The 11,291-nt window shown below is 71.4% G+C and carries 11 protein-coding genes; 8 read left to right on the forward strand and 3 right to left on the reverse strand.

Annotation, left to right across the window (positions count from 1 at the left end; translation table 11 throughout):
• On the reverse strand, nt 1–1,174 hold a 1,174-nt coding region (locus VI078_15520), incomplete at its 3' end, for a sulfite exporter TauE/SafE family protein (GenBank protein HEY6000695.1).
• Nucleotides 1,175–1,220: 46 nt separating this feature from the next.
• A complete protein-coding gene (locus VI078_15525) occupies nt 1,221–1,976 on the reverse strand; it encodes a GntR family transcriptional regulator (GenBank protein ID HEY6000696.1) in 756 nt (251 codons plus the stop codon).
• Nucleotides 1,977–2,177: 201 nt separating this feature from the next.
• Here VI078_15525 and VI078_15530 point away from each other — a divergent pair, with 201 nt between their 5' ends.
• The 8 genes from VI078_15530 (at nt 2,178) to VI078_15565 (ending at nt 9,998) form a co-directional block, all read left to right on the forward strand.
• A complete protein-coding gene (locus tag VI078_15530) occupies nt 2,178–3,440 on the forward strand; it encodes a hypothetical protein (GenBank protein ID HEY6000697.1) in 1,263 nt (420 codons plus the stop codon).
• Nucleotides 3,437–3,877 carry a cytochrome C gene (locus VI078_15535; protein HEY6000698.1) on the forward strand — a complete coding sequence of 147 codons (441 nt, stop codon included), beginning with the start codon at nt 3,437–3,439 and terminating at the stop codon, nt 3,875–3,877. Before VI078_15530 ends, VI078_15535 begins: the two co-directional genes overlap by 4 nt.
• Entirely contained in the window at nt 3,865–4,860 is a 996-nt protein-coding gene (locus tag VI078_15540; protein ID HEY6000699.1) for a hypothetical protein, read from the forward strand. Before VI078_15535 ends, VI078_15540 begins: the two co-directional genes overlap by 13 nt.
• A 155-nt stretch (nt 4,861–5,015) precedes the next feature.
• Entirely contained in the window at nt 5,016–6,182 is a 1,167-nt protein-coding gene (locus VI078_15545; protein HEY6000700.1) for a HEAT repeat domain-containing protein, read from the forward strand.
• Between the two features lie 27 nt (nt 6,183–6,209).
• A complete protein-coding gene (locus VI078_15550) occupies nt 6,210–6,983 on the forward strand; it encodes a cytochrome c3 family protein (protein HEY6000701.1) in 774 nt (257 codons plus the stop codon).
• On the forward strand, nt 6,980–7,855 hold the full coding sequence (locus VI078_15555) for an NAD(P)-dependent oxidoreductase (protein ID HEY6000702.1): 876 nt from the start codon (nt 6,980–6,982) through the stop codon (nt 7,853–7,855). Before VI078_15550 ends, VI078_15555 begins: the two co-directional genes overlap by 4 nt.
• Nucleotides 7,852–8,817: a hypothetical protein gene (locus VI078_15560; GenBank protein HEY6000703.1), complete on the forward strand. Its 966-nt coding sequence runs from the start codon at nt 7,852–7,854 to the stop codon at nt 8,815–8,817. The genes VI078_15555 and VI078_15560 overlap by 4 nt, the downstream gene beginning before the upstream one ends.
• Entirely contained in the window at nt 8,814–9,998 is a 1,185-nt protein-coding gene (locus VI078_15565) for a hypothetical protein (protein HEY6000704.1), read from the forward strand. The genes VI078_15560 and VI078_15565 overlap by 4 nt, the downstream gene beginning before the upstream one ends.
• A gap of 63 nt (nt 9,999–10,061) precedes the next feature.
• Here VI078_15565 and VI078_15570 read toward each other — a convergent pair.
• Nucleotides 10,062–11,291: DUF748 domain-containing protein (locus VI078_15570; protein HEY6000705.1), on the reverse strand; the 1,230-nt coding region annotated here is incomplete at its 5' end.

Raw genomic sequence — 11,291 nt, forward strand, 5'->3', positions numbered from 1 at the left:
CCCAGAATATGATGTTGCCCGCCGATTCTATGCCCTTTACGAGCGGTTTGGACAGGTTGACCATCTCGAGCTCGACCATCTTCTTGGGAAGCGTCGCCGCCCTGTTGATGAAGCCCGCGAGGATGGAGACCGCGTAAAAGCCCCTTATGTGTATACCCTTGACGACCTTGGTGGTGAGCGCGCCCACCTGGATGCCTATGAGCGAGCCGAGCAGCATGCCCATCGCGAGGGTGTAGAAGACGTAGCCATATATCGCGTACTGCGTGATTGCCGCGAGCCCGGCCGTGAATATTATCTGGAGTATGTCGGTGCCGACCGTGGTCATGGACGATACGCCGAACACGTACACGAACATCGGGAAGGTCACAAAGCCGCCGCCGACGCCCATGATGGCGGCCAGCGCGCCGACGACGACGCCGCCCATGGCGACCCAGAGCCAGGAGATCTGGCGCCCGCCGAAGTCCTCGTCGAAGGTGATCATCGGCGGGATCGTGATTTTCTGCAGCTTGATCGCGAGGCCCGTCGTCCCGGTGGGCCCCCCGTGAGCGCCGTGGGCGCCGCTGTCCGCCGTGCCCTTGCGGGACTTCCAGTAGTCGGCAAAGGCGTAGAAGCCGAGGAAGCCGAGCAGCACCGCGTAGACGGAGCTGATGAAGGCCTCCGAGAGCAGCGGGTCCTTGTTGTAGAGCGCCTTGTTCAGCCAGCCGCCGAGGAAGGTCCCGCCCCCGGAACCGATGACGAAGGCGACGGCCAGGCCGAGGGAGATGTTGCCGAGCTTCTTGTGGACCGTCGTCCCCATGATCGCCTTGGCGAAGATGTGGAAGACGTCGGTGCCCACCGCGAGGATGCCCTTGACGCCCGCGGCCATGAGCGCCGGGGTGATGATGAAGCCGCCGCCCGCGCCGATGCAGCCGGTGATGAGCCCCGCCGCGAGGCCGACTGCGATCGAGACGAGGAAGATCGTGGTCGTGTAGTGCGCCGGCGCGTACGCCGTCTTGCTGCCGATCAGGTCCGCCGCCGAGAGCGCCGACACCGCGAAAATCGGCGTCGCCAGCGCCAGCAGCCAGAGCAGTTTCTTGCGGTTCTTGATGATGCTCATCGAGGCCTCGTAGTCCCATTTCGCATGGGCTATCGACGCCGCCATGAGGAACTCGTAGAGTCTCCTCGGTCCGCTCATCGCCGTGCCTCCTCCGTGTGCATGGTTTCTCCCTTCTGGATCCCCGTCACCTGATGCGCTCGAATTCCGTCTCGAGCTTGAACCGTTCCCCGATCTCCACCAGCCGGCTGTAGGCCAGGGGCTGGTCCTCGGGGCCGATCAGCAGCCGGTGCAGCGCCAGCGCCGGCTGGCCCGCCGCCGCCCCGATGATCCGCGCCTCTGCGTCCGAGAGGGTGGTGATCTCGACCGTCTGGCGCATCCGGAAGACCTTGCGGGTCCCCCGCTCCTGGATCGCCCCGAAGAGCCGGAAGCCTTCGAGGTTCTGCTCCTCCACGCCCGGGAGCAGCCCCGGCGCGAGGAAGGACTCGTCCGCCGAGACGGGCACGCCCTCGGCAAGACGGCGCGTCGCGATCCGGTAGAGCGGCCCTTCGATCCCCAGCAGCCGGCTCACTTCAGCCGGCGGCTCCGCGAATCCTCTCTGCACGACCTCCCGTGTCTCCGTCACCCCCCCTCCGAACAAGCCATCAGTGAATCTCGTCTTCATCGTCAGCCCGACGACCGGTCGGTTGCCGGCGACGAATGTCCCCTTGCCCTGGACGCGGATGAGGTAGCCGTCCGCCGTGAGGTTGGTCAGCGCCTGCCGGACGGTGATCTTGCTGACGGCGTAGCGGGCGCTGAGTTCCGCTTCGCTCGGGATCCGGTCCCCGATCGCCCAGGTGCCCTTCGCGATTTCGTCCACGAGGCTCCGCATCACCTGGATGTAGAGCTTTTCCAGGTTCTTCCTGTCGATGCTCCCGGTGCTGCCGGCGTTTGTCACATTCATAATCATAATGTCATAATATTATAATGACATGAGGATGTCAACCAAAAAGTTGGCTGACTTTTTTGCGTGGGTTTTTTCGATTCGGAGAATGAGGTAATACCCTCATTTAACCGCCCTGAAGGCCGGCAATATATTGCTTCTGGGGGGTTCGCCAGGTGTTTTCGCGCCTGTTTCCGTGTGTCACGACGAAAGGAGGCCCGAGTGAAGAAACGTGCCCTCTTGTCAGTCCTCGTGCTGGTCTCGGGAGGCGCGCTCGCCCCAAATCCGCCGCCAGCGGCCGCGGTCGACATCTCCGTGGCGTCGCGGACCTACCTCCCGGCCCGGGGCATCGACGGCGGCGACACCCACGTGCTCCTCTATGAGTACCTCGCGCTCGACGCCGACAACCTCGGGCTGCCCGGCCTGTATCTGAGCGCGGGCGGCTGGGGCAGGGCCGACCTGGCCGACGAGACGTTCGGGCGCACAACCAACGGCGACCTCCAATACGGCTACGTCGGCTGGCGCGGCCCGAGGATGAACGCCGAGGGGCGCCTCGGTCGCGTCAGCGTCACCGCCGGCGTCGCGCGCAACGAGGTCATGGACGGGGCGCTCGTGGGCAGCGACCTGCCCGCCGGGTTTGATGTCACGGCCTTCGGCGGCGTGCCGGTGGAGACCGACGAGGATGGCCGCTCGGGCGACTGGGTCTACGGCGGGCGCCTCTCGCAGGGGCGCGCCGGCCTCTACCGCCTCGGCGCGTCGTACCTCAGGGAGGAGGACGACAGCAGCGCCGCCCGCGAGGAAGTCGGGGGCGACGTCGTCCTCACGCCGCTGTCCTTCCTCGAGATCGGCGGCAGCTCCTTCTACGACCTGCGTGACGACGGCTGGGCGCAGCACAACTACCGCGTCGTCCTCGGCCCCTTCGTCAGGCGGGTGCTCCTGCGGGCGACCTGGGTCTCGACGGACTACGACCACTACTTCAAGGCGGTGACGAACAAGGCGTTCGACATCGAGGCCAACGAGAAGCTCGATCGCGTCGGCGGCGAGCTGGAGCTGACGATCTGGGGCGGGCTGAGCCTCACCGGCGAGTACGTCAACTACAAGTACGACGTCGCGGAGGAGGCGAAGGCGTACGGCGGCCACCTGGACTGGGCCGGCGGCGGCCGCACCGCCGGCCTCGGCTACCGCAAGGTCGACGGCGAGGTCGCGGAGAACCGCTACCAGGAGTTCCGGGGGCACGTGAGCACGCCCGTCGGCCCGATCGCGGCCGCCGCGGGGGTCGAGCACCTGGTCTTCGAGGAGCCGGTCAACGGCGAGAAGAACGCCACCACGGGGACGCTGAGCCTCGCCTATGCCCTCAGCAAGGCCCTCGAGTTCTCGGCAACGGGCGAGTATGGCGTCACGCCGGAGTTCGAGCACGACGCGAGGCTCATCGTCGCCCTGCTCTGGCGCTACGACGCGACGACCAAGAAGGGAGGCAAGCCGTGACGATTCGATCCCTCACGAGCGCCGCGGCCGTGCTCCTCCTGGCGGCCGCGGCCATCGCAGCCTGCGCCGGCCCCCAGAGCACCTCGCGCGTCCACCCCGAGGAGGTCAAGGGCGCGCCGATCTGCAGCAGCTGCCATGACACCGGAGGCCAGGCGAACGACCACGACGCGGCCTGGATGACCTCGCACGGCAGGGCTGCCGTCAACGACCGCAGGGTCTGCGACCTCTGCCACCGTGCATCCACCTGCGCGGACTGCCACGGCGACAAGGAGGAGATCAAGCCGTCCGACAAGCGCGGCAGCCGCTTCGATCCGGCCATGCCCCACCGCGGGGACTACCTCAGCCAGCACCGCGTGGACGGGCGTCTCGATCCGGCCTCGTGCTTCCCCTGCCACGGGCGCAAGAACGACAGGAGGTGCACGACATGTCACAAGTAACGAGGAGCCTCGCGGCCCGCGCACTCGGCCTGTTGCTGCTGGCCGCCCTCGCCGCCGGCTGCTCGAAGGAGCGCGGCGCGCCGTTCGACCCGGACGCCGGCCACCCCGACAAGTTCTTCGGGACGCACCCGGCCGAGTACCGGGCGACGCCCGAGGCCTGCGTCCAGTGCCACGGCGACGACCTGCGCGGCGGCATCGCGAAGGTCAGCTGCTTCTCGGCCTCCTTCGACGGGCGCACCTGTCACGCCGGCGGTCCCGGCGGGCACCCCGCCGGCTGGCTGCAGACGCACAGCGTCACCGACCCGGCGCAGGCATCGCTGTGCGCGAACTGCCACCGCAACCCGAACAGCACGGCGCCGGCCAACTGTTTCAACAACAGCCTCTGCCACGGCCCCAGGAGCGGTCACCCGGCCGGTTGGCTCAGGAGCCACGTCCAGGTGGCCCCGACGCAGGCGTCGATGTGCGCGCAGTGCCACAAGAACCCGGCGAACAACCTGACGCCGGGGTGCTTCAACAACAGCCTCTGCCACGGCCAGAAGAACCCGCACCCCGGTGGCTGGCTGCAGCACCACTCGGCGACCGACCCGCAGCAGGCCGGCTACTGCGCGACCTGCCACGACAACCCGAACAACAACCTGCCGGCGAACTGCTTCAACAACAGCCTCTGCCATGGCGTGAAAGGCCCCCACCCCTCGGGCTGGGGATCGCCGAGCCAGCACGGACCCGCGGCCAAGGGCTCGCCCGGGATGCTGTCGTGCACCGCCTGCCACGGCAGCGGCTACACCGGCGGGACGACGGCGCCCTCCTGCTTCCCCTGCCACGGCTGGAACGCGCCGCACGGCAGGAGCGGCTGGGACGGCGGTGGCAGCAGCCACCAATCGACGGCCCAGGCCAACGCTGGCGCCTGCGCGCTTTGCCATCGCTCACGAGCCGGCACGCCGGGGTGCTTCAACAGCGTGCTCTGCCACGGAAACCCGGACTAGAGAACCGGGCGCCCGTACCTGTCCCCGTGGGGGGGCGCGCCGGCCGACCGGCGCCCCCCCACCCCTCCGCGTGATTGCTTGACATTCCCGGCCAGCCGGGTGAACCTCCCCGAAACCCGGGCGTTTCGCCTGGATCTCTGCAACGGAGGGGCACCTTGCGGCGGACCTGGATGGCCGTGTCGCTGCTTTCGCTTGTCGTTTCCGCGTCCGCGCCGGCCGCGGACGACGCTCCCCAGATCACGCCCGGAGCGCTGCTCGCCGGCGGCGATCAGACGCGCTTCACGCTGCGGGCCCGCGCCGTGCCCGCCGAAAGGCTGGAGTTGAACGTCCGCGCCCAGACAGGCCTGACGATCGTTGCGCCGCCCACTGCCCTCGTCACGGTCGAGTTCGCGGACCTGCCCGCCCGCGAAGGCGCGGCGCGCATCGGCGCCGCCCTCGGCGGCCTGGTGCCGCTGCGGGCGAGCTGGGCGGAGACGGCACCCGACGCCCGGCACCCCCGGGCCGAGACGTACTTCCTCGTGCGGCCCGGCACCAGGCGGCAGCAGCTGCTCGACGCGTACGCCCTCCAGCAGCAGGGCGTCGCGCACCAGCGGCTGTTCGAGCTGCTCACCGGCGACGGCGCGGCGGTGCTCGCGGACGCGGTGACGCAGGCGCGGGACGCGACGCGCGGCCAGCCCGAGCGTCTCGTGACCATCAAGCTGATCGGCTCTCTCGGCGTCCCGGAGGCGGTGCCCGCGCTGCTCGCGATCCTGCGCGAGGGCCCCGGCACGCGCGAGCGCCAGTCGGCGGCGTTCGCCCTGGGGTGGACCGGCCGCGCCGAGACGGCCCCCGCCCTGCGCGCGACCCTCGCCGACCCGGACGTCGGCGTCGCGCTGGCGGCCGCGTGGTCCCTCGTGCGGCTCGGCGACACCACGGGCGTGCCCCTGGCCCTGGCGCACTTGCGCGACGCGCACACGATCTCCGCCCTCTTCGTCGTGGCGGCCACCGGCGACCCGGCCCACCTCCCGGCCCTCGAGGCGGCGCTCGCCGGCGCGAAGGGCTTTGCGCGGCTACGCTTGCGGACGACGATCGCCGACCTCGCCATGGCCCGCCTGGATGAGGGCGGCAGGATCGAAGCGTGCGGGCGGCTCCTCGCGGACGCCGACGCCGAGGTCCGGCTGCACGGCGCCACGACACTGGCGAAGATCGGCAGCGCGGCGGCGGAGCGCGCGCTGCAGCGCGTTGCGACGGACCGCTCCCACGACGGCGCCGAGGCGGCGGTCATGGGACTGGCATCGCTGCGGCGCTCGCGCCTGCCGCAGCCGGACGTCGTCTTCGAGTAGCCCCGCCGGGGGCTATAATGGTTGTCCATGAGCCCGCGCCCGAGGACCGTCCTGCTCGCCGCGGCCCTCGCCGCGCTCGCCGCGTCGCCGTGCCGGGCCCAAGGCGACGCGCCGCCGGCCGCCCCCGCCACGGTCGAGTTCCTGATGCCCGCGGCCGGGGCGTTCATCCCCTCGGGGATGGTGGTCGTCGCCGGACGGCTCCCCCCCGGGGCCGGCTTCGTGAACCTGCTCCTCGACGGCTCACCGGTGGCCGAGGTCACGCGTGAGGGCACCACGTTCTCCGCGACGTTGACGCCGTCGGCCGGCGCGCACACGCTGGAAGCGCGCGCGCGGGATCTCTCCGGGACCATCACGTTCGCGGCCGGCACCGGCGGCCAGGGGATCGCGCCCTACCGCTACCACCGTCCGGTGCTCGAGGGGCGCTGCGCCGAGTGCCACACGGGCCTGCGGCGCACGTCCGAGCGCGCCGAGGCCGAGACGTGCACCGCGTGCCACCGCAAGCTGGCCGTGGTCTTTCCCTACGTCCACGGCCCGGTCGCGGCGGGCAAGTGCCTCGTCTGCCACGACCCCCACGGCTCGACGCGGCAGGCGCTGATCACGGCGGAGCCGAAGGAGCTGTGCGTGCGCTGCCACGACCAGCCGTCCAGCCTCGAGCACATCGACACGGCGCGCAGCCGCATCTGCTACCTCTGCCACAACCCCCACGCGAGCATGAACCGCAGGTTCGTCTACGACATCGTCAAGGGAACGAGCGTCGGGCCCGCGCGGCGCCCGGGCTCGACCGAGGAGGACCAACCGTGAACGACACCGTCGGCTTCATCGGCTTCGGCGCGCTCGGGCGCGCGGTCGCGGGGCGCCTCGCCGGCGCGGGACACCGCCTGCTCGTCTGGAACCGCACGCCGGAGAAGGCCGCCGGCCTCGGCGAGGCCGCCTCCTGCCCGGCGGAGGTGGTGACCCGTGCGCGCACCGTCATCCTCTGCCTGCGCGACAGCGAGGCGGTCTGGGCGGTCACCAGCGGCTCGTCCGGGATCTTCTCGGGCGACACCCAGGGACGCACCATCATCGACCTCTCGACCAACCACGTGGAGCTGGCCACCGTCCTGCACGGCCTGGCGACCAAGGGGCGCGGCGCGTACCTGGAGGCCCCGGTGCTCGGCAGCGTCGGGCCGGCCTCGCGCGGCGAGCTGACCGTGCTCGTCAGCGGCGAGGAGGCGCCGTTCGCGGCCGCGCGGCCGCTGCTCGAGGCGATCGGCAGCCGGATCTTCTACCTCGGCGCCCCCGGCATGGCGACCAAGATGAAGCTGGCGAGCAACCTCGTCCTCGCGACGTTCCTCGCGGGCCTCGCCGACGCGGCCGGGATCGCGGAGGCCGTCGGGATCCCGCGCGAGCAGGCGCTGGAGATCCTCGCCGCGGGCCCCGGCGCCGGCACCGTGCTCGCGGCCAAGCGCGAGAAGGTCCTGCGCGACGATTTCACGCCGCACTTCACGGCGGCGCTGCTCTACAAGGACCTGCACTACCTCCAGGACCTGGCGCGCACGCTGCGCCGCCCGCTCTTCACCGCCGCGACGGTCAAGGAGCTGTTCGCGCTGGCGTTCCCGCGCGGCCTCGAGGACCAGGACATCTCGGTGATCTTCCCGATCCTGCGCGAGGGGGTGCGGCCGCCCGGCCCATGAGCCGCCCGGTCGTCGACGCCGTCGCGCGCCTGCGCGAGCGGGGCGTTCTCACCGAGGCGCAGGCGACGTTCTTCGGGCGGGCCGCGCGCGGGGAGCTCGTCTCGGTGCGCCTGGAGCTGCAGGTCGCCCTCTGGGCAGGGGTGACGCTCATCGCGGGCGGGGCGGGGCTCCTGATCAAGGAGAGCCTGGCGCGGCTGGGCCCGCTCGCCGTGGGCGCCCTGATCGCGCTCGCCGCCGCACTTTGCCTGGCGCACGTGACGCGGACCTCTCCGCCCTTTTCGTGGGGACCGGTCGCCTCGCCGACGCTCGCCTTCGACTACGTGCTCCTGCTCGGCGTCCTGCTCGTGGGGATCGACCTCGCGTGGCTCGAGACGCAGCTGAAGCTCCTCGGGACGGCGTGGCCCTGGCACCTGCTGCTGCTCTCGCTCATCCAGCTCGCCTTCGCCTTCCGCTACGACTCGCGCGCCGTGCTCTCGCTCGCGCTGGCCTCCTTCGCCGCCTGGCGCGGCATCTCGCTCTCGCTTGCGGGGGCCGAGCGCTTCGGCGTGCACGAGGAACTGCTGCGGTTCAATGCCCTCGCCGTCGGCGCGCTCTTCGTCGGCGCCGGCCTGCTGCTGCGCCGCGGCGACCGCAAGGCGCACTTCGAGCCCACGTTCGTCAACCTCGGGCTCCTGCTGCTGCTCGGGGCGGCGGTCGCCGGCACCTGGGCCGGGAACGAAACCTTCGCGCCAGGTTGGGGCGCGGCGCTCGCCGCCGCATCGGCGGCGACCATCGTCTTCGCCTATCGCGCCCGGCGCTCGGACTGCTTCGCGCAGGGGGTGATCGCCGCGCTGCTCGGACTGTTGCGCCTGGCGTTTGAGCTGCACCTCGACGAGGGAACGTTGCTCATCGTCGCCGCCGGCAGCTTCTGCGCCCTGTACCTGATCCTCCGCGCGCACCGGCGCTTCAAGGAGGAGGCGTGAAGCCGGCCTGGGTCGCCGCCGACCGCGCGGACGAGGTCCGGCGCGCCGCGCGCGGCTGGCACGAGGGCGGCCTGATCGACGACGACGCGCTGGCGGCCGTGACCGCGGAGCACCCGGCGCCCGGGCCGCGACTCGGCGCCGCGTGGCGCGTCCTCGTCTTCATCTGCGTCGCCGTCGGCTGCTACGCGGCGACCTTTTTCGGCTTCATCACCTTCGGCGTGCGCGAGGCCGGCGCCGTGGGGACGATCCTGCTGGCCGCCGGCGCCGCCCTGGCGCTCCTCACGGACGTGGTGCTCGATCGCTGCTCGTTCCGGCCGACGGGCGCGGAGGCGGCGACGTCCCTCCTCGCCGTCTCCTTCCTGGCCGCGGCCGCCTTCGTCCTGAACGACCACTTCCACCTGCGCGGGGCACCCGCGACCGGGATCGCGTTCGCCTGGACCGCCACCGTGTCGGCGCTCGCGGCATGGCGCTGGGGCTTCCGCCTCTATGCCGCGGCCGCCGCGGTCGCGATCCTCGTGGCGGCGGCGCAGCTCCCCCACCCCCGCCTCGCCTGGGTCACCGTCGCCGCAGGCCTCGCCCTCGGCGCGCACGCCGCGCTGCGGCGCCGGGAATTCGCCCCCTCGCACCGCGACGGGGTCGCGCTCGTGCGGATCGTCGCGCTGGCTGCGGTCTACGTCGCCCTGAACTACTACTCCACGGACAAGGGGCTGATCGAGGAACTGGGCCGCGCGGCCGGAGCGCCGCACCGACGCGCCGGCGAGATCGCCCGATGGCTCGCGGCGGCCGGCTCGGCGCTCTACCCGCTCTGGCTGCTCGCCTGGGGCGTGCGCCGCAAGGACCGTGGCGTCATCGCCCTCGGGATCGTCGCCGCGGCCCTGTCGCTGGCCACCGTCCGGTTCTACGTCCACGTCGCGCCGCTCTGGGTGGTGCTCGCGGCTGGCGGCGCCGCGCTGGCCGGAGGATCGCTCCTGATCGAGCGTTGGCTGCGGGCGGGGAAGGACGGCGAGCGGGCCGGGTTCACCGCGGCGCCGCTCTACGACGAGGGACGCCGCGAGCGCCTGCTCCCGGTCGCGGCGGCGCTCGCGCTGGCGCCCGGGGCCCGGTCGCTGCCCGACGAGCCGCGCGGCATCGAGGGCAAGGGCGGCACCTTCGGGGGCGGCGGCGCCGGCGGCGCGTTCTGAGGAAGGGCCGATCCGCCGCCCGCGGCGATCCGGCCCGCGGCCGCCCCGGGTGGACGCGAACGATCACCGTCCCGCCTTGAGCGTGAAGTCCACGCGGGCGGGCGGCCGCTTGTCCTTCGGGTCGGGGACTGCCACGACCGGCGCGAGCAGGTAGAGCCGCTCCGGCGCCACGGCCCCGTTCGCGGCGAGGGTCTCCTTGGCCGCCTGCGCCCGGCGATTGGCGAGGTCGACGAGATCGTCGTCCGTCACCAGCGTGTTCGTCAGCAGCAGGTTCTCCGTCTCCTGGAGCGGCAGCTCCTTGAGCATGCCCAGGAAGTTGCGCGGCCGGGGGAACTTCGCGGCCTTGTAGGCGCGGCGCAGGTATTTCTCGTACTCCGCCGGCTCGATCACCACGGCGTCGAGGGATGGCGCGGCGACGCCCTTGCGCGCGGTGTCCTTGAGCTTCTCGGCCTTGAGCTGCCGCTCGAAGCGCCGGCGGCGCAGGCTCTCGCGGTCGGCGACGGGGTCCGCGGTGCCCGCGATCTCCAGGCTCAGGCCGGGACGATCGACGAGCGCCGTGCGCAAGGCGTCGATCCGCTTGAGCCCCTCCGGCAACGGCGTCTCGCCGCCGGGCTCGAAGGGCACGAACGAGAGCTCCTCGCCGCCGCCGAAGAGCGAGCCGATGAGCGCGAACGGCGAGGTGACCGCCTTGACGATGATGTTGAGGATGATCTGCAGGATGATCCGGCCGACGCTGAACTTCGGATCGTCCAGCGAGCCCCCGATCGGCAGGTTGACGTCGATGACGCCGTTGCGGTCCTTGAGCAGCGCCACCGCCAGCGTGACCGGCAGCGACGTGGCATCGGGACTCTCGACCTTCCCGCCGAAGGTGAGCTGATCGAGGACGAGACGATTCTCGGCGCTGAGTTTCCGGTCCTCGACGCGATAGGCGACGTCGAAGCTCATCTTGCCCTTCTCGATGCCATAGCCGAGGTACTTGCCGGTATAGGGGGAGAAGGCGTTGAGCTCGATGTCCCTCACCGCGGCCTTGATATCGAGGAAGAGGTTCCCCGCCAGCGGGTTGATCTTGCCGCTGATCGTCAGCGGCGCCAGGTGGTTGAGTCGGCCGCGCACCTCGAGATCGCCGGTGGTGCCGGCTTGCGAGGAGAGCCCCGAGACGCTGCCGGCCAGGTCCGTCAGGAGCGCCGAGTAGTTGGGCTTGATGAACCGGTCCGAGAAGCTCACCGTGCCGCCCTGGATCGTCACGCGGGCGACCGTGACCGGGGCCGCGGGCTGCCCCGGGGCGGGCGGCAC

It is taken from the genome of bacterium (assembly GCA_036524115.1).
Classification (GTDB): domain Bacteria; phylum JAUVQV01; class JAUVQV01; order JAUVQV01; family DATDCY01; genus DATDCY01.